Annotated in this window: 17 protein-coding genes; 16 read left to right on the top strand and 1 reads right to left on the bottom strand. The window is 45.3% G+C overall.

Going from position 1 to position 20,265, the window contains the following annotated elements; all coding sequences use genetic code 11:
* The first annotated feature begins 65 nt into the window (after window positions 1-65).
* The 16 genes from F0232_RS02915 (at window position 66) to F0232_RS02840 (ending at window position 19,301) form a co-directional block, all read left to right on the top strand.
* Entirely contained in the window at window positions 66-1,157 is a 1,092-nt protein-coding gene (locus F0232_RS02915; RefSeq protein WP_105058564.1) for an alpha/beta hydrolase, read from the top strand.
* Window positions 1,158-1,383: 226 nt separating this feature from the next.
* A complete protein-coding gene (locus F0232_RS02910; protein ID WP_105058563.1) occupies window positions 1,384-3,066 on the top strand; it encodes an LruC domain-containing protein in 1,683 nt (560 codons plus the stop codon).
* Window positions 3,067-3,075: 9 nt separating this feature from the next.
* A complete protein-coding gene (locus F0232_RS02905; RefSeq protein ID WP_102425773.1) occupies window positions 3,076-3,585 on the top strand; it encodes a hypothetical protein in 510 nt (169 codons plus the stop codon).
* A 401-nt stretch (window positions 3,586-3,986) separates the two neighbouring features.
* A complete protein-coding gene (gene betI / locus F0232_RS02900) occupies window positions 3,987-4,589 on the top strand; it encodes a transcriptional regulator BetI (protein ID WP_105058562.1) in 603 nt (200 codons plus the stop codon).
* Window positions 4,590-4,693: 104 nt separating this feature from the next.
* On the top strand, window positions 4,694-6,154 hold the full coding sequence (gene betB, locus F0232_RS02895; RefSeq protein WP_105058561.1) for a betaine-aldehyde dehydrogenase: 1,461 nt from the start codon (window positions 4,694-4,696) through the stop codon (window positions 6,152-6,154).
* A gap of 73 nt (window positions 6,155-6,227) precedes the next feature.
* Window positions 6,228-7,931, top strand: coding sequence for a choline dehydrogenase (gene betA / locus F0232_RS02890; protein WP_105058560.1), 1,704 nt, complete (start codon window positions 6,228-6,230; stop codon window positions 7,929-7,931).
* Between the two features lie 112 nt (window positions 7,932-8,043).
* Window positions 8,044-9,015 carry a choline ABC transporter substrate-binding protein gene (locus F0232_RS02885; protein WP_061031997.1) on the top strand — a complete coding sequence of 324 codons (972 nt, stop codon included), beginning with the start codon at window positions 8,044-8,046 and terminating at the stop codon, window positions 9,013-9,015.
* A 76-nt stretch (window positions 9,016-9,091) separates the two neighbouring features.
* Window positions 9,092-9,934, top strand: coding sequence for a choline ABC transporter permease subunit (choW, locus tag F0232_RS02880; RefSeq protein ID WP_004736863.1), 843 nt, complete (start codon window positions 9,092-9,094; stop codon window positions 9,932-9,934).
* Between the two features lie 2 nt (window positions 9,935-9,936).
* Entirely contained in the window at window positions 9,937-11,151 is a 1,215-nt protein-coding gene (gene choV / locus F0232_RS02875; RefSeq protein ID WP_105058559.1) for a choline ABC transporter ATP-binding protein, read from the top strand.
* 363 nt (window positions 11,152-11,514) lie between these two features.
* A complete protein-coding gene (locus F0232_RS02870; protein ID WP_004736861.1) occupies window positions 11,515-11,997 on the top strand; it encodes a MarR family winged helix-turn-helix transcriptional regulator in 483 nt (160 codons plus the stop codon).
* 240 nt (window positions 11,998-12,237) lie between these two features.
* Window positions 12,238-13,653, top strand: a complete 1,416-nt coding sequence (locus tag F0232_RS02865) for a coniferyl aldehyde dehydrogenase (protein WP_105058558.1) — start codon at window positions 12,238-12,240, stop codon at window positions 13,651-13,653.
* 52 nt (window positions 13,654-13,705) lie between these two features.
* Window positions 13,706-14,149: a hypothetical protein gene (locus F0232_RS02860; RefSeq protein WP_019824532.1), complete on the top strand. Its 444-nt coding sequence runs from the start codon at window positions 13,706-13,708 to the stop codon at window positions 14,147-14,149.
* 176 nt (window positions 14,150-14,325) lie between these two features.
* A complete protein-coding gene (locus F0232_RS02855) occupies window positions 14,326-15,519 on the top strand; it encodes an iron-containing alcohol dehydrogenase (RefSeq protein ID WP_105058557.1) in 1,194 nt (397 codons plus the stop codon).
* A 161-nt stretch (window positions 15,520-15,680) separates the two neighbouring features.
* The gene (locus tag F0232_RS02850; RefSeq protein ID WP_105058556.1) at window positions 15,681-16,112 is read left to right on the top strand and encodes a tetratricopeptide repeat protein; all 432 of its coding nucleotides are present in this window, start codon (window positions 15,681-15,683) and stop codon (window positions 16,110-16,112) included.
* Between the two features lie 76 nt (window positions 16,113-16,188).
* The gene (locus F0232_RS02845) at window positions 16,189-17,934 is read left to right on the top strand and encodes an arylsulfatase (RefSeq protein ID WP_105058555.1); all 1,746 of its coding nucleotides are present in this window, start codon (window positions 16,189-16,191) and stop codon (window positions 17,932-17,934) included.
* A gap of 119 nt (window positions 17,935-18,053) precedes the next feature.
* Window positions 18,054-19,301, top strand: coding sequence for an anaerobic sulfatase maturase (locus F0232_RS02840; protein ID WP_105058554.1), 1,248 nt, complete (start codon window positions 18,054-18,056; stop codon window positions 19,299-19,301).
* Between the two features lie 101 nt (window positions 19,302-19,402).
* Here the strand turns inward: F0232_RS02840 and F0232_RS02835 are convergent, their stop codons facing one another.
* The gene (locus F0232_RS02835; RefSeq protein ID WP_105058553.1) at window positions 19,403-19,981 is read right to left on the bottom strand and encodes a TetR/AcrR family transcriptional regulator; all 579 of its coding nucleotides are present in this window, start codon (window positions 19,979-19,981) and stop codon (window positions 19,403-19,405) included.
* Between the last annotated feature and the right edge of the window lie 284 nt (window positions 19,982-20,265).

The raw sequence follows: 20,265 nt of genomic DNA, 5'->3' as shown, positions 1-20,265 counted from the left end.
CCACGACAGATAGTTTGAAGTCTAAATAATAGAATTTCCCCATCTTACGTTTGGGGAATCATTGCATGAAGTACTATCGAAACGCGTTGTTGGCATTACCATTAATCCTGTTAGCTGGATGCCAGTCTGGCTCTAACACAATGAAGAAACAATTACCTCAACCTAAAGCCGATTACGTGTTCTCATCGGCCAAGCTAGGAGAGTTGTATCAAGAGCGAGAAGAGATCCAAGAAGCCTTCAGACTGACTTACGATGGGGTGAAGTACGAGAAAGTGATGTTTGCCGAGGATATAAGTGAGCAGCAGAAAGTTATCAGGCTTGTCGACCGGCTAGGACAAACTATTGATGTGTATCTTCCCGATGCTGGAGTCGATACCTGTGGCATTTACAAGGAAGGCAACTTCTATGATGCGTTTGAGTGCAATGCTGCACAGCGCTCAGTGTCGAATGAAACCACGTTAATCCAAACGACAACTAGTGACAGAAAACGGCCTATTGAATTTGAGTTCTATACCGAAGCGTTAGATTACGTGACAACGCTAGGCTCTACGGTGCTAACCCGCTCTCTACAAGATAACAAAGTCACGATTACTACCTCGTTCGCTTTTCAAGCCTTTTACCGAGATAGATTTAATAAGCCCGGTGTTGGTGAGCGTATTGACTCAACGTTAGGCGCATCAACCTATTCTCAGCTGTTTGATATTGTGAAGTTATCTCAAGGCCGAGATATGACATTAAAGTTCGATAATCATATTGGCGGGAGTGCCGATGATGAAATCAACATGTACACCGGACGCATGATCCATAGCAATAAGATGACAACCATCGTGACTCCAAGAGGGTCGGTTTTCTCGGGTGGTACGGACTTATTCGCAGCGGGTTACCCACGTATTTTAGAACGTGCAGACACCAGTAAAGCCATTGAACAGAATAAGCAGGTTGGTGTGCATAGTTGGGCTGAGGGAGATAAAACCGCGAAAGAATTTCCTTACACTAATGAGAGCCATCGCAGCCAAGCGACTTACTTTAAGAAGGTGATGGGAGACAAAGGGATCGCTTTTTATATGTTTACCCTAAATTCGGCTCCTGCGTCTGGTGAGCATTGGATGACGAAAGCGGACTCTGATAAATACAGTTTCATTACCCGTATTGAGTAAGTTTGGGGACGACAACTGATCGTTCTCCACCGATTGCTAAAGGTTGATAGTGGCTTTGTCATTATCAACTTTTTTTGTGGTTTTTGTTTCCATTTCAACTTCATTCTCAAATTGAGAAAAATGAATAGCTCGAATATAAATCTTTGTTATGAAAGACTTTATCTTTCGGCACTATACTTGCTCCTCTCCTCTTTACACGTTTCAGGCTAGTGAAAGAGGGAACAGAATGAGAAATTGGAATTCAGTCATACTGCCGAGTTGCTTGGTGCCATGTGTCGCGATGGCGTTGACCACGGCGGATCTAACGTTTGAATCTGGCGCGGATGCGTCCAACTATTCAGAAAAAGGTAAACCTAATAATACGTATTCGGTGTCAGCATCACTGCCCCAAGACGTGCTAACCAACGTCTATTCGATGTTGCCTGAAGGTACCACCGTCAACAGCGCTTTTATTGCCCCTGAGCGCTACTCGAGCATCGACATTGATGATGAGTTGGACGGTGCAGAGTACGCCACAGCCACAATCACTTTTTTGAACGAAGGGGCGGGTTACCGTAACACTCTTGGTTACTTCGTTTTTGATACCAATAACCCTCCAGTTACTAAAGACGATATCAACACACACGTCGTGGTGTTTCCTAATACGTCCATTGCTGATGTTGGGGAAATGCAAGAAGGGGACTCCATCGATCTCAGTGTCCAGCTTACGGCAGGTCAAACATTAGGCTTTTTTATCATCTCGAATGGTTGGGGCTGGGAAGGATCTTATAACAACATCCCGTGGCTTGGTGGCTGGGGCACACCTTTTTACAGCTATCCAGCGCTTAACCCTGAGGCGTCAGCTGACAATAGAAGACATAATGTTGCTTTCCTGGATACAGAGAATGAGTTTTTGGTACTTGGCTTTGAGGATATTTATCGTCCAACTGGAGACAACGATTTTAATGATTTGATCTTTACTGTTGAAGTTACGCCATTTATTGCTGTTGATGGGGTTAACGAAGATGGCACAACAGACTCAAAATATGAGGTGCTTGTCCAAGAGAACAATGAAGATGTGACAGTGACAACCGTCTACCCAAGTTCGAACAGCTACGCAACGATCGCCTTTGAGGATAACTGGCCACTAAAAGGTGACTACGACTTCAATGATGTGGTTTGGCGCTACAAAGTGACGGAGCAGCTCAATGGTCAACGAGAACTTAAAAACTTGACTGTAGATTACACACTTCAAGCGATGGGGGCAGGCTACTCGAATGGTTATGCAGTGAAACTACCGAATGTTTTACCTGCGAACGTAGCATCTACCACACTCACTCGTAATGGCGTTGCCGTTGGTCACACGATTTTACAAGCGGGAGACAGTGAGACGATATTGATGGTGTCAGAAAATCTAAGAGAGGATCTGGAAAACTTAGGTGAACTAACAGAGAGCTGTGTTTTCTACCGAACCCAAAGTGCATGTTCTGGGGTACAAAACGCTGACGTCCTCAACTACCAACTGTACGTGGAATTTACTACACCAGTATCACGTGATGATATAGGTTACCCACCTTATGACTCGTTTATCTTTGGAGCTGATGGTACTTATCACGGTGACTTCGTTGCGACCCCACCGGGTATGACGTGGCAAACTCACTTAAAAGAGTTTTCAGGTACAAGTGATATGAATGACACCTTGTTCAACAGTCATGATGATAGCTCTTCAGGCTCTGAGTCGTTCAAAACCAGCAATAACATGCCATGGGTTATTAATATTCGAGACGAATGGGATCACCCTGTAGAACTGGTTGATATCAGTGATGCCTATACGTCATTCCCTACATGGGTAACCAGCAGCGGTGAAACTGATGGTGAATGGTATAAAGCACCGACCACTAACAAAGTTATATCAGCGACGGATGAGTAGGAGAGCAGCATGAATAAGATCAGCAAATTAATCACCATGACATCCTTCTCACTCATAGTCAGTGCTTGTGGCGGCGGTGGAGGAGGTGGCGGTGGTAACACGAGTGCATCACCTGCACAGACTCCAGATGCGACACCGTCTCCAACGCCTGCTCAACTGCCTGCGTCAGCAATCCAACCAGCCGCGATCAGTACGTCTGACATTGTGGCGCCTGTTGGTTTCTCATTTGATATTGGGGAGAAGATCAGCTTGTCAATGGATTACACGGGAACGACGGCAGGGGCTCTTCATTTGTACTCTGAGTCAGCATTTGTCATGAGTAATGGTGATGTTGTTGCGGAGCCTACTTCTCGAATCACAACCGTTTATCCAACACACACCGATGTCGTAGAGTTAGAAGTCAATGGCAACTGGGAGCAGATCTATGCTCGTTGGGTGCCAATGAGTAGTAAGGAGCAAGAACAGAGCTGGGTGATCACACTTGATCAGTCGAGCAATAGTTACCATTTGGCTTTCTAGTAACGTGTCGCTCCTCGACAAAATATCGAGCGATAGTATCTCCAACGTAAAGTACCCAAATATTTGGGTACTTTTATTTTTCACCTGCTTTCCCTTCCTTTATTCCAAAGAAAAATAGAGCTGAAAAGAGGGCTCTCTCATTTAGTAAGCCCACCTCCTCTTCTGCTTAAAACTTAGGCGTTTTAATCAATATCTGTTGAGCCATAACCATCATAGTTCAAACTTTTAATGAATTTGATTAGTGCTCTAAATTGATGTTAAGTAGTTGTTTTTATTGTGATTGCTGTTTAGGTGGTGTTGTTTTGTTAACGGTTTGTTTTAAATAATCATTTGAACCCTAACTAAATTTCTGTCATTTTATATTTAACTGAACGTTCAATAAAAAATAAAAGGACTGAGAAATGCCGAAGGTTGGGATGCCTGACATACGTAAACCACAGCTTGTTCAAGCGACCATGACGGTGATTGATCGAGTCGGTTTGCATGCCGCAAGTATTGCGTTGATCAGCAAAGAAGCGGGAGTCTCTACCGGTATTATCAATCACTATTTTGGCGGCAAACATGGCCTGCTTGAAGAAACCATGCGCGAAATTCTTCGCCAACTCTCCAATACCATCACCACCTCATTAAAAGCCCTCCCTGTTGATGCTCACCAACAGAGGATCAATGCGATCATCGATGGCAACTTCGAAGGCTATCAAGCCGAGAATAAGGTCGCGAAGGCGTGGTTGGCGTTTTGGTCTTACTCCATGCATGACGAACAGTTAAAACGATTACAGCGCGTGAATGAAAGACGTTTGCTCTCACATTTACGCCTTGAATTGAAAGGTATTTTGGAGCATGAACAAGCGGATCTCGTTGCTCATGGGATCGCTTCTCTGATTGACGGTTTATGGCTGAGAGGCACGTTAAACCCTGATGGTATTGATGCTAAGAAAGCCAAAGCCATCATCAATGATTACCTTGATAAACAACTAACGTTCTACTCGTGTCATACCAAGTAGACCACAGTTTAGTCATAGAACAGCACTAGAACGACCAATACTTACAGCTAACATTCAAACAAGACCAGCAGAGTCTAATAACAACAATTAAGTCAGAATCTCAAATGGAAATGAACTCGTTATACATTGACGGCGCAGCAGTGAAAGCTACGTCTGGTGAAACCTTTGATAGCATCAATCCTGCAAACGGCGAACCTATTGCCAAGCTGGGACAAGCCTCTACGGCGGATGTAGATAGCGCTATCGAATCAGCAAAACGTGGCTTCGCAGTGTGGTCTGCAATGACAGCAGTCGAGCGCAGTCGCATTCTTTTGAAGGCAGTAGAAATACTTAGAGCTCGAAATGATGACCTTGCAAAACTTGAGGTTGTTGATACGGGCAAGCCACTACAAGAAGCGATTGAAGTGGATGTTGCCTCTGGCGCGGATGTTATTGAATACTTTGCTGGCCTGGCTCCAACTCTACAAGGTGACCAACAACCGCTGAGCGAATCTCAATTTTTCTACACACGCCGTGAACCACTGGGCATCTGTGCGGGCATTGGCGCGTGGAACTACCCAATTCAAATCGCGATGTGGAAATCAGCTCCGGCGCTGGCGGCGGGCAACGCGATGATCTTCAAACCGTCTGAAGAGACTCCTCTCACAGCTCTAAAGCTTGCCGAGATCTTTACCGAAGCAGGACTGCCTGATGGCGTATTCAATGTGGTTCAGGGTGACTACCGTGTGGGCCAGATGCTAACGGCGCACCCAGATATCGCGAAAGTCTCGTTTACGGGTGAAACCGGTACGGGCAAAGCGGTTATGGCTGATAGCGCTAAGACGCTGAAATCTGTGACGATGGAGCTTGGCGGAAAATCACCAATGATCGTGTTTGATGACGCGAAATTGGATGATGCGGTTGCGGCTTCGATGGTCGCAAACTTCTACACCCAAGGCGAAGTGTGCACTAACGGTACTCGCGTTTACGTTCACGAAAATATCTACAACGATTTCATCGACCAACTTAAAACACGCACTGAGAAGCTGATCATTGGTAACCCAATGGAGATGGAGACTCAGATCGGTGCGTTGATCTCTAAAGAGCATCTTTCGAAAGTTCTTGGCGCGATTGAGCTGGCGAAGCAGTCTGGCGCAACTTTGTTGACGGGCGGTTATCAAGTGACAGACAACGGTCTTGAAAACGGCAACTTTGTTATTCCAACCGTGTTTGTCGATTGTGATGATTCTATGCCACACGTTCAGCAAGAGATCTTTGGCCCAGTTATGTCGGTGATGAAGTTTACCGACGAAGACGATGTAATTCGCCGCGCCAACGATACCAAATATGGTCTGGCTGCAGGGGTATTCACACAGAATCTTTCTCGCGCACACCGTGTTATTCACCAAATGCAGGCGGGTATTTGTTGGGTAAACACGTGGGGCGATTCACCGGCAGAAATGCCTGTTGGTGGCTACAAACTTTCGGGTATTGGTCGTGAAAACGGACCAGAGACTCTACTTCACTATACGCAGACTAAGAGCATTCTTATCGAACTTGGCGATTACGCCAGCCCTTATGCCTAACGCGTAACACTCGATTTAACGGGCTAGCGTGATAGAGCTAGCCAAACTGACTCATCTCAGGGATATAGATAACATGGAACAACGCTACGATTATATTATCGTCGGCGCGGGTTCGGCCGGCTGTGTGTTAGCGGATAGGCTAACGGAAAGCGGTGAACATAGCGTTTTATTACTGGAAGCTGGTGGTACGGATAAGAGCATTTTTATCCAGATGCCAACTGCGCTTTCTTACCCAATGAATACTGAAAAGTACGCTTGGCAATTTGAAACCGAGCAGGAACCGGGCCTTGATGGACGTGAACTGCACTGTCCACGTGGCAAGGTGTTAGGTGGTAGCTCGTCAATCAATGGCATGGTTTACGTGCGTGGCCACGCATGCGACTTCGACCAGTGGGAAGAAGAGGGCGCTGCCGGCTGGAATTACCAAGCGTGTTTGCCTTATTTCCGCCGTGCTGAATCGTGGAATAAAGGCGGTGACGAATACCGTGGTGACAATGGTCCTGTCGGCACATGTAACGGTAACGATATGGCGCTTAACCCACTTTACCAAGCCTTCATCGACGCGGGAAAAGACGCCGGTTACCCAGAAACACAAGACTACAACGGCTACCAGCAAGAAGGCTTTGGCACCATGCATATGACAGTAGACAAGGGGGTTAGAGCCTCAACCTCTAACGCTTATCTGCGTCGCGCATTGAAGCGCCCCAACCTTACGTTGAAAAAAGGCATCGTGGCACGCAAGTTTCTGATCGAGGCTCAATCGGATCAAATCAAGAAAGCAGTCGGTGTTGAGTTCGAAAAGTCTGGTCACGTTCAAACCGCGATGGCGAACAAAGAAGTGATCTCTTCTGCGGGCTCTATCGGTTCTGTTCAACTACTGCAACTGTCAGGTATAGGCCCGAAAGCGGTACTTGAAAAGGCAGGCGTGGAAGTTAAACACGAGTTGAATGGTGTGGGTGAAAACCTTCAAGACCACCTAGAAGTGTACTTTCAATACCACTGTAATGAACCTATCACGCTTAACAGTAAGCTTGGTTTAGTGAGTAAAGGAATGATAGGTGCAGAGTGGATTCTTACTCGCAAAGGCTTAGGTGCAACCAATCACTTTGAATCGTGCGCCTTCATTCGATCTCGTAAAGGATTGAAGTGGCCAAATATTCAATACCACTTCCTACCAGCGGCAATGCGTTACGACGGCCAAGCCGCTTTTGATGGTCATGGCTTCCAAGTACACGTTGGACCTAACAAGCCAGAAAGCCGCGGCACGGTAGCTATCACTTCGGCCGATCCGCATGCTAAGCCAGAGATCATTTTCAACTACATCTCGACCGAGCAAGACCGTCAAGATTGGCGTGATTGTATTCGCCTAACGCGCGAAATTTTGTCGCAACCTGCGATGGATATTTACCGTGGCGAAGAGATTCAGCCGGGCTCGGATGTGACCTCCGATGAAGCGATTGACGAGTGGGTTAAGCAGAATGTTGAAAGTGCTTATCACCCTTCCTGTGGCTGCAAAATGGGTTCAGATAACGACCCAATGGCGGTGCTTGATGAAGAGTGTCGTGTTCGCGGCGTTGATAATCTGCGTGTCGTTGACTCGTCTGTCTTCCCAACCATTCCAAACGGAAACTTAAACGCGCCAACCATCATGGTTGCTGAGCGCGCTTCCGATTTGATTTTGGGGAAACCAATGCTCAAAGAACAAGACGTGCCAGTGTGGATTGCGCCGGAATGGCAAGAAAAGCAAAGAATCAACAAACCAGTCAGGGAAGCGTAACCCCCTATGACTAAGTGAAAAACAGCAATAAAAAGAATTAGTTAAAAGTCAGCAAAACTGCCTCTACTGTTTGAGAAGAGGCAGAAAAAAGGAAAGATTAAAAGGAACCATTATGACGACTCTAAACATGCACAACGTGACCACAAAAACGTTAGCCACATTTGCGATTAGCTCATTTGCATTTGCAGCTAACGCTTCCGTTGAACCACAACAATGTGAAAACGTCCGTTTTGCCGATGTCGGTTGGACTGACATTACTGCCACCACAGCTGTCACTACTGAGCTTTTAAAAGGCCTAGGTTACACCACCAAAACCGACCTACTTTCAGTACCTGTAACTTACTCTTCAATGGCTAATGGTGACATCGATGTGTTCCTAGGAAACTGGATGCCGACTATGGAAGGTGACATTGCTAAATACCGCGAAGCGGGCACTGTGGAAACGGTTCGTGCCAACCTTGAAGGTGCGAAATACACACTAGCGGTACCTAAATACGTGTACGACGCGGGGGTTAAAAGCTTCGCAGATCTTGCAAAGCACGCTGACAAGTTCAAAGACCGTATCTACGGCATTGAACCAGGTAATGATGGTAACCGTCTAATCCAATCGATGATCGACTCAGACGCATTCGGTCTAAAAGATTTTAGCCTAGTTGAGTCAAGCGAAGCGGGTATGGTATCGCAAGTATCACGCGCAGCACGCCGTAGCCAATGGATTGTTTACCTTGGTTGGGCACCGCACCCGATGAACAGTAACGTTGAGATGGAATACCTTTCTGGCGGTGATGACTTCTTTGGCCCGAATTACGGTGGCGCGAATGTTTACACCAATGTTCGTTCAAACTACCTATCTGAATGTTCAAACGTCGGTCAGCTTCTGCAAAACCTAGAGTTCACATTAGAGATGGAAAACCAGTTGATGGAAGCGATTTTGAACCAAAATGTGAAGCCAGAGAAAGCGGCTCAGCAATGGTTAAACAGCAATCCACAGCAAGTGGAAGCTTGGTTAGACAACGTCAAAACTCATAAAGGTGAATCAGCAACTCAAGCGGTTACTGAATACCTAAAGCAAGTAAAAGCATAGTTCTACCTATCTGTTTACCAAAGCTACATAAAGAATAAAGGTGGGCTTCGGCCCGCCAATAATGAAAGGCAATATTGTGAATTTTATTACGGAAAACAAAATCCCTGTCGGACAATGGATGGAAGCTGGTGTTGACTGGTTAACTATCAACGCAGCGGGCTTTTTTGATGCTATTTCTATCTTTTTAGAAACCGTTATTCTGTTTTTAGTCGATGTATTTAAATGGATGCCGCCTGCGCTCCCTATCGTGATTACTGCTGCGATCGCTTGGTATTTACACCGTAAATTGTCGTTGGTGATCTTCGTTGTCGCGGCGCTTCTGACCATTCTCAACCTTGGCTATTGGCAAGAAATGCTGGAAACCTTTGTTCTCGTCTTTGCGGCGACAACGATTTCCGTATTAATTGGCGTACCGGTTGGCATCATGGCAGCGCACCGCCCTTGGTTATATACCTTACTACGCCCCATTCTTGATTTAATGCAGACGGTACCAACGTTTGTCTACCTTATCCCAACTTTGGTTCTATTCGGTTTAGGCATCGTTCCTGGCTTAATCTCAACCATAATTTTTGCTATCGCAGCGCCAATACGTCTGACCTACTTGGGTGTGACTAAGGTGCCAGAAGAGCTGATTGAAGCGGGTAAAGCGTTTGGCGCTAGCCGTATGAAGTTACTCCTCAAAGTGGAATTGCCGGCAGCATTACCAAGCATCATGGCAGGTGTCACTCAGTGCATCATGTTATCGCTTTCTATGGTCGTGATTGCGGCGCTTGTTGGTGCTGACGGGCTTGGTAAACCAGTGGTTCGTGCCTTGAACACAGTGAACATCTCACAAGGTTTTGAAGCGGGACTTGCGATTGTACTCGTTGCTATCATTCTGGATCGCTTGTGCAAAACACCTAACCAGAAGGAGGCTTAATCATGTCTATTTCTCAGGAACAAAAGACAGTGGACGCAATTACGATTAAAAACCTCGATGTCGTTTTTGGTGATAAATCGAAGCAAGCGCTTGAGTTGCTCGACCAAGGCAAAACTCGTCAAGAGATCATTGATGAGACAGGCCAAGTCGTCGGCGTAGACAATGTATCTCTCACGGTTAAAGAGGGCGAAATCTGCGTGCTGATGGGCTTATCGGGCTCAGGGAAATCTTCGTTACTTCGAGCTGTAAACGGCTTGAATGAGATCAGCCGCGGCTCGCTGGCGATTAAAGATGGCGATAAGCAGGTCGATTTAGGTGAACAGTGCGATGAAGCGACACTTCGTCACCTGCGTACCCACCGAGTTTCGATGGTGTTCCAAAAGTTTGCATTGATGCCTTGGTTAACCGTGTTGGATAACGTTGCCTTTGGCCTTGAAATGCAAGGTGTCGCCAAAGATGTTCGTCGTGCTAAGGCGCGTGAACAGCTTGAAATGGTTGGCTTAGCGGAATGGGAAACGAAATTCCCGCATGAGCTTTCTGGTGGTATGCAGCAACGTGTCGGTTTGGCACGAGCGTTTGCCATGGACACTGACATTCTATTGATGGACGAACCGTTCTCAGCGCTTGACCCATTGATTCGTGCACAGCTTCAAGATGAGTTGATCACGTTACAGAACAAGCTAAACAAAACGATTCTGTTCGTCAGCCATGACTTAGACGAAGCGCTGAAGATTGGTAACAACATCGCGATCATGGAATCAGGCAAACTGATTCAACACGGTAAACCTGAAGAGATCGTACTCACACCAAAAACCGAGTACGTGAAGGACTTCGTGGCTCACACCAACCCATTGAATGTACTTAAAGGTCGCTCATTGATGCAGCCTCTTGAATCACTGACTCAAGATAACGACAGCTGGCAGATCTGTGATTCTAAAGACCTATGGGTTGAGCATAGCGAAGGGGAGCTGTCTGTAAAAGGTGAATCGGATTTGGCACTTGTCGAGTGGAATGAGTCTGATGATTTAACCGAGATAAGCGGTTCGAGTGTTGTTGTGGTAAGCCCAGAGATTGGCATGCGCGACGCAATTAAGCTCAAGCAGATCAGTAACCATCCGATTTTGCTAGTTGAAGATAATCAATTGGTCGGAATCTTGGATAACAGTGAGTTTTACAACGCGCTGACAGGTAATTTTCAACTAAACAGTGCTGCTTGATCTTTTGAACTAAAATAGTCAGATGTCGAAACATTAAATAGGTAGTGAGGCCATCACAATCTCTCTACCTGTTTGACCGCTCTGCTTTTTTATTTGTTAACGACTTCTGGCTTTTTGTTACCTTGTTAGCCGATATAAGAGCGAAAATCGTGACTCATTGAGCAAAAGTGTTGCCCTGCGCAAATTCAGAGGCATAGAAAAGATTGAGAATAGTATGAACATCAGTACAATGCGGAAAAATTAATGAAGTAATTTATCAATTTACAGTGTAATTCCTGAGCACCTTTAGCTCTATTAATTGGAATTCTAATCGCTTAAGCACTGTGAAAACATTCACCGTATATTAGTACAAAGGTCTGAATCTTGGACAAACATGACGAAATCCTGGTCGCTATTCGCCAAATTATTCGCGCTATCGATTTACATTCGAAGAAGCTGAGTAAAGAGTATGGTTTGACTGGCCCTCAATTAATCTTAATGAGAGCAATCCAAGAAATGGGTAACGTGACGATCAAAGAATTGTCTAACCACACCAATGTAAGCCAAGCGACCACCACTACGATCATTGATCGTCTAGAGGTGAATGGCTATGTACAACGTATCCGTAGTGTTGCTGACCGTCGTAAAGTACATGCAAACTTGACCGAAAAAGGTCAAGAGCTGCTAAACAATGCGCCACCACCACTGCAAGATAGCTTCGTTAACAAATTTCAAAACCTTGAGCCGTGGGAGCAAAGTCTGCTGCTTTCTTCGATGCAACGTGTGTCATCTATGATGAACGCGGAAGACATTGACGCGGCTCCAGTTCTTCAGCTTGAAGGCATAGCTAATATCGCTAAAAGCTAATTTTTCATTTAAAACAATGAATTAAAATCGCAACAAATGGTCGCTTAGAGCGGCCATTTTTGATCGTACCATCTCAATTATGGCCTTTCGGCTTTTCACTTTTTCTGCGCGTACTCTCCTAGTCCACTTAATATTTATGCATTGATTACCTATAGCATTAACGATTCTCTGACAAAAAACATCTAGACCGACCGGTTTGTTCTGTACTATTGTGTGCATCTCCCAACGATGAGGTGACGTATGAAACATGAATTGACGGCAACACAAATGACAGCGACGTTGAAGAAAATGCAGGAAGCTTTTGCAAATGATCCGATGCCGACGGTACCGGTGAGAATTGAACAGTTATTAGCTCTGAAATCTGCACTTATTGATTACACCGACCGTTTGTGTGCAGCGGTCAGTGAAGACTACGGTCACCGAAGCAGACAAGACACCTTGATGGCCGACATTCTTCCTTGTCTGGGAAACATCGACCATAGCATTGAGTGTTTGCCTCATTGGTCGACTTCATCGATTCGCCACTCCGGCCCTTTACTTTCAACTTCTCGTGTTGAAGTGGTTTATCAACCAAAAGGTGTGGTGGGAATTATTACTCCGTGGAATTTCCCTATCATGTTGTCTGTTGGGCCGCTGATCTCAGCGTTGGCTGCGGGCAATCGCGCGATGATTAAGATGAGTGAATTTACTCCCGCAACCAATCAAGTACTGAAAGCCTTGTTGGATGAGGTATTCCACTCTGATGAAGTTTGCCTTGTTGAAGGAGAAGTTGAAGTTGCTGCGGCTTTCTCTGCGCTGCCGTTCGACCACCTTTTGTTTACGGGTTCAACTCAAGTAGGGCGTCAGGTGATGAAGTCTGCGGCTGACACGTTAACCCCTGTCACGCTTGAATTGGGTGGTAAGTCGCCAGTGATTGTGGCCGAAGACACGCCAGTTGATCTTGCTGTTGAGCGAATCATTTATGGCAAGAGCCTTAATAACGGCCAAGTATGCGTTGCTCCGGATTACGTATTACTTCCCGAAGATAAGCTCGAGGCCTTTATTCTTGAGTACAAAAAACAGTACCAACTGCTGTTTGATGAAGGGATCTATTCCGAGAATTTGACCTCTTTGATTAACCCCCGCCAATGTGACCGTATTGTCGGCCTATTGAATGACGAACAGCAAGCAGGGACACGAATTGTTGTGTGCCATGACGATGCTATGGACTTAGATACTCATCGATTAGTGACGCATTTGATCGTTGAACCCAGCTTGTCTTCTAAGGTGATGAACGAAGAGATTTTTGGCCCGTTACTGCCGTTGATCACTTATCGAAACATTGATGAAGCATTCCAGATCATCAATAGCAAACCAAGACCTTTAGCTCTGTACTTGATGAGCTTTAACTCTAGCCTCCAGTCTCAAGTGAAGCAGCAAGTGCATTCGGGAGGTATGTGTATCAATGACTGTGTCTTTCATTTGGCGGTCGACGATGCGCCGTTTGGTGGCATTGGCGAATCAGGGCAGGGCAATTATCACGGCAAAGAAGGGTTTATCACCTTCTCTCACGCTAAAACAGTATTGGAAACCGGCTTAGATCATCGCGTTAAGCATCTGTTTTCAAGAGAAGACAACGAATTAAAGACGGCTGTGATGAACATGCTAGGCAAGTAAATCGCACCTGACATTCCGCTATTCATTTTAGAAATTATTTAAGAGGTTACTTATGTTAGAACGTTTTTTTGAAAGAACCATGAAGTCGTATTTGATGATTACGGGATTGTTGACTGCGACTGCTTTTTCTACCTTTCTGGCACCGGATTGGAGTATGCAGACGCTGTTCTCCTACAACGAGGCGATGATGGAAAACAAAGAGTACCTGTTGGGTACTTATCAGCACTGGGGGGTGATGGTTGGTTGTATTGGCGTGCTGTTGATGTTCTCTGCCAAGTACAAGTCACTACGTACTTCGACCATGATTTACAGCGCGTTTGAGAAGTCGATGTTTGTTGGCATTTTCTTATACAACGTTTGTATTAATGACTATGAATGGTTCTACGGTTGGAGTGGTGTGTTTGCGCTTGACGCGTTTGTAACCATCTACTCTTTGGTTTATCTCTACTACTACCTCAATCGAGATAAAACCAAGGTGCCCGCTCATTTGCGTTAGCCTCGGTTGTTTAACTCATTGAATCAAAGATTTCTAAGCCCGCATTTGCGGGTTTTTTTGTATGTGCGAAATGATCTTCAAGGATCTTAATTGACATATCTTTGACATTTACACTCTAGACCGACCGGTTTGTATTGGTTATTGTCTAGTCATCAACTAGAAATGAGGTAACCACCATGACAGCCAATAATTTTAATTTTCAACTGAAAACCATTGTTCACGCTCAGGAGAACGGTATCGAAAATATTCCGTCTCTGTTTGCTCGATTGGGTGCGAAGCGAGTCGTGCTTTTTTCTGATAAGGGCTTGGAATCGTTGGGCTTTGTTGAGCAATTCTCGGCACTGTTTGTTAATCCGGAAGCTAGCCAAGATGCTGCGCAACTCGTCGGCGTGTATACCGACATTGCTCCGGATGCGACGTGCGACAACATTAACTCTGCAATTGAGTTTGCGAATAACTTGAATGCAGACGCTATTTTGTCAGTCGGTGGCGGTAGTGTGATTGATGCTTCGAAAGGCGTGAAATACGCACTTCATAAACAGATTGATGATATCCGCACTGTGATTGCCGGCGGTGGCTTTATGGAAGTGTGGCCAAATAACGAAGACATTCGAGTGCCTCACATTGCGGTACCAACAACAGCAGGCACGGGCGCAGAAGCTTCTCCGATTGCTGTTTTTTACAACGAGCATGAAAACATTAAGGCAAGTTTGGTGGCGTCTGGTTTAGAAGCTGACATTGCGATTCTTGATCCAACGGTTACGACCAAGTTACCCGCGCACCTTACTCGCTCCACTGCGATGGATGCACTTACACATGCGGTTGAAGCGATTGTTTCGCCAATGAGTAATTCTTTTACCGATGCTTACGGTATCCAAGCGGCAAAATTGATTGTTGAAAACTTACCTGTGGCACTTGAGGAACCTGAAAATCTCACGGCACGCGGCAATCTTCTTCAAGCGAGTACGATGGCGATCTCTGCGTTCTACTCTTCATTGGGCGGTATCCCGATCCACAACTGTGCTCATGCATTTGGTGCGATTAGCCATATCCCTCATGGCGATGCCAACACGGTATTGATGCCGGTTGTGATTGAAGCTCTGCCTGAATTCTATATGCCAAATGCATTCAAATTGGCTCAAGCGTTCTCGATTGATTGCACGGGTACCGACGAGATGATTTATCAGAGAGTGTTGGGCTTTTTAAATGATTTCCAAACCCGTGTCGGAGCGATGAAACGCTTTAGTCATTGGGAGTTTGACGCGCAAGAGAAGAGCAATATTGCCCAAGCGATTGAAAAAGATATCTGCTTCCAGTTTTACCCAATTTCAAAGCAAGTGATTGAGCAGATTATAGAAAAATCCATCTAGTTAGTTGCTGAGAATATTTAGTCATTAATTGTACTCCGAGGACTCACCATGAAGATTGAAAACGTATTGCTGGCTAGTTTGTGCATCATCGCGCCATTCCTACTTTTCACCTAAATAATTCAACAGGGACGTTGTGACCTTTATTCCCGAGGAGGAAATAAATGATCAATAAACGTTTAACTACCGTGATTCTGACCGGTGTTTTGGCTGCTGTGTTTTTTGCCAAAGCAAGTGTTGGAAGCGAAAGCTCTAAGAACCAGGCCACTATGGTTCAATCGCAGCAGCATCAAGATGTCGTGCAACTGTTGGATCAAGCTTACCAAGGGCAATTGGATGCCCAGCTCTCTGTCGCTTATTTATACCTGAGCGGAGAGGGCGTCGAGCAGAACGATGATAAAGCGGCGGAGTGGTTCGAGACCGCCGCGAGTAAAGGTAGCCCTGAAGCTCAAACTCAGCTTGGCCTGATGTATTTCTCTGGTAGTGGCGTTGAAGTGAGCCAAGCGGAAGCTGTCACCTGGATTGGTATGGCAGCCGCTCAAGATTATGACCCTGCGCTCGACTTATTACATTGGATGTCCCAAGCCGCGCACTAATTCAAATCCTAACTCAGGTTAATCACAAAAAGGTTAATCACAGAAAAAGTTAATCATAGAAATTGGAGAACGTCTTATGCAGACATTCAAGAAATCCGTGCTGTTCACCGCAATGGCAGCAGCAAGCAGTGCAGCCTTTGCTGCCGAATCTGAAAAACCGAATATTGTGGTTATTGTTGGTGATGATGTGGGCTTTGCAGATACCCAGCCTTATGGCTCAGAAGTCGATACACCTAACTTGATGGCGTTGGCCGAAGAGGGGGTGAAATTCACTAACTTTCACGCTTCACCAACCTCATCAGTAACGCGTTCAATGATGCTTACCGGTGCCAATAGTCACGAGGTTGGTTTAGGCACCTTTGATTACGCTGTGTACCCTGGGGCTATTGGTAAGCCAGGCTATGAAGGTTACCTCACCAAGAAGGGCGTAACGGTGGCAACGTTACTTAAAGACAATGGCTATAACACCTACTTATCGGGCAAATGGCACTTAGGTCATGAAGATGGCTTCTTACCTGATGACCGAGGTTTCTCTGAAAGTTATGGCATTTTAGCTGGCGGATCGAATCATTTTAATCGAGATATGATGTTCCCTGCTAAAAATGCAGCGACAGCCGATGCACTTCAAAAAGGTGAAATTCCAGGCGTTGAAGTTGAGCCAACTTACCGAAATGGTGAAGTCGTCGCAGATAAATATAGAGGCGAATACTCAGATCAGGTTTACACCAACGAAATCATCAAGATGATCGACAACAAAAAAGACGACGGTAAGCCTTTCTTTGCTTATGTCCCATTCACCGGTATTCACCTGCCACTGCAAGCGCCAGAGTCTGCCTATCAAGATAAAGTCGATTACTACGTTGAACATGGTTGGGATTCGGTTCGAGAAGATCGTTTCCAACGTATGCAAGAGATGGGCGTAATTCCTAAAGATGCGGATATTTCAGGTCGTAATTCATTAAGCCGTCCTTGGGATTCGCTCTCTGAGAAAGAGCAAAAGTGGTACGGCAAGAAAATGGCTGTCGCGATGGGCATGATGGAAATGCAAGACCAGCAAGTTGGTCAGATTGTCGATTACCTAAAAGAGATCGGGGAATACGACAATACTTACATCATGTATCTCGCAGATAACGGCCCAGAAGCTGCAGATATTACCGGTGAAAATATCAGTGATCTGATTCGAACATGGACGGCGCATCACTTTGATAACTCGACTGAAAACTTAGGCAAAGCAAACTCTAGTGTGTCACTTGGTCCTGAGTGGGCGAGTGCGTCCACCGGTGGTTTGTCTTGGTACAAAGCCTATACCGCGGAAGGTGGTATCCGAGTTCCGTTCATTGTTAAACCTGCGAAAGCCGTCTTAGAGGGGGAGCAAGCATTAGAGTCGGGAACTCAAACCGATGACTTGTCACAAGTTAAAGACATCGCAGCCACCATTCTAGAAATTGCCGATGTAGAGCATCCGGGAACGGAATATCAAGGTAGAGAAGTGGCACCGATGAGTGGTGTGAGTTTAGTGCCTTACTTCAAAGGAGAGACACCAAAGGTTCACAGCTCAGATAACTCGATTCCGTTCGAACTGTTTGGCAGCGGAATTCTACTTAAAGGTGATTATAAGATTATTCGAATCTCTACCGGCATGGGGGGTGATAGCGAGTGGCATCTATACAACACCAAGAAAGATCCTGCCGAGCAGCACGACTTAAGAGAGCAATTGCCTGATCTGTTCCATGAGATGATCGCTGAGTATCAAGAGTACGAAAAAGCACAAAATATTGTGCCGGTTGATGAAGCGTGGAACCCGTTTGAGAACGTGAAATAGAGGAAATGAATCAGTTGGCCAGCTTAGCGTGGTAAAGCTGAGTTGGCCGCTAGATACCGTGTAAAGGAACTACGGACTGTTTTAGCCAATACAAAAACTTTTACATCGAGGTACTTTTCATGACGACATTATCACTATCAAATCTAAGCACTATTCCTCAATTTAACGGTAAAGCACACAGTAAACTTCAGGCATTGGCCAAACCGATTGGGGCGGTATGCAATATCAGCTGCACCTACTGTTATTACTTGGAAAAGCAACAGCTGCTTGAATACCCTAAGGGCACTCAATATGTGATGGATGAGGAACTGCTAGAGCGGTATATCAAGCAGTACATCGAAGGCCAAAACACTCCAGAAATTATCTTCTCTTGGCATGGTGGCGAGCCTACCTTACTGGGGATTGAGTACTTTAGAAAGGTGGTGGAACTGCAAAACAAGTATTGTCCGAGCTACAGTAAAATTAGTAATGACCTGCAAACTAACGGCACTTTACTCAATGACGAGTGGTGTGATTTTTTTAAGAAGAACCACTTCATTATTGGTGTGAGCATTGATGGCCCCGAGCATTTGCATAATCACTATCGCACCAACCGAGCAGGCAAGGGGACCTTCTCTCAAACCATGCGAGGGATTGGTTTTCTAAAGAAGCATGACGTTGAGTTTGCAACTTTAACTTGTGTCAACGATGTAACGGGCCAAAACCCGTTAGAAGTTTATCGTTTTTTACGCGATGAAGTGGGTTCGAAGCAGCTTCAGTTCATCCCTGTCGTGGATAAACGAGAAGCTCACACCAACAACCAATGGCTTTCCCATCAGCAAGCGATCATTCCGGTTTCGGGAGAGGTCGAATCTTGGAGTGTCGGTTCTGCACAGTGGGGAGAGTTTCTTAAAGCCGTTTTTGATGAGTGGTTCGAACATGATTTTGGTCGAGTACTTATTCCTTACTTTGAAAACTTTGTCGGTGTATGGATGGGAAGAGACAGTACCATGTGTACCTTGAGTGAAATTTGTGGAAAGGGACTGGCGGTCGAACCTAATGGCGATGTGTATTCATGCGACCACTATGTTTACCCAGAATTTAAGTTGGGTAATATCCACGATAAGCCATTGTCAAAATTAGCGTTTTCACCAGACCAACAAACCTTTGGATTTGCTAAGCAAAAGTCACTACCTAAACAATGCCAAACTTGTGAGTTTAAGTTTGCTTGTCATGGCGAGTGTCCTAAAAACCGAATCATCACCAGTCGTGACGGTGAGGCTGGGTTAAATTACTTGTGTGAAGGTTGGCTCAAGTTTTTCAAACATATCGACCCTACACTTAATGCCCTTTTGCAAGCCAATGGGATGCCGCAGCGTGCAAGGTAAAGTTATCTTACTGGTGACAAGTAAAAGTCGAAGTAGACAATCATTGAGCTTGAAAACAAAAAAGCTCGCTAAATATGCGAGCCTTTGAGCATTGTCGTTGATTAGTCTTTTGAACTCAAAGCGAGTAAGGTTTCTTCCATCGCATTGCTTAGAATCGAACGATTTCTTTGCATCGCAGCCATTAACGTAGATCCTAGCCAAAGACCGTAAAGCGTTCGAGATAGCGATTCTGGCTCTGCGATAGTGAAATCACCAGCCTCATTGCCTTCTTCAAACAGTTTTGCCATACGTAGGATTATCTTCTCAGCACCTTCTGCCATGGTTGATTGCAATGGGTTAGCAGAGCCAGATACTTCTCCCGCCAGTTTTACGACAAGACATTGGATATTGAAGTCCTCAGTCAGTTTTGATGCGCACCAAAACTCGAAATAGGCTTTAACGCGATCACGACGAGAAAGCGACTCATCACTTAAAAAGTCATCCAGCTTAGCGAGATGCTCATCAAAGTAGTTGGTAAGAAGGATCTCACCAAAGTGCTCTTTAGATTTAAAGTAATGGTAAAAAGAACCCTTCGTGCCTTCAGCTTGGTTGATGATTTTCATTAAACCAACGCCTGCAAATCCGTGTTCATTAATAAGACTAAACCCTGCATCGAGCATAGCTTGTCGCATGTCTTTCATTGGTCTTACTCTTTATGCTGAGAATGAGGAATAGTGTAACTAGCAACATACCAACCGTCCAGTCTAGTACGTTAGGAGGCTGTCAATAATGACTTGTTTCGCCAAAGTGATTTTGTCTCTTATTGGCACCTACAAGCGATAAAACTTTTTTTAAGATAAGCGCGTACTATAAAACGAAAATAACCCTCTTAAAATGCTATTTTGGCACCTTAGAATGGCTAATTTGAGGTGTCTTAAGTTGCTGTTTTTGTTGGTTTTTAATTTGGTGTTTTCTGAAGATCTCA

Origin of the sequence: Vibrio sp. T3Y01 (assembly GCF_013114525.1) — a bacterium.
In the GTDB taxonomy this organism is placed as follows: Bacteria; Pseudomonadota; Gammaproteobacteria; order Enterobacterales; family Vibrionaceae; genus Vibrio; species Vibrio chagasii_B.
This window is presented reverse-complemented; position numbering and strand designations above follow the sequence as displayed.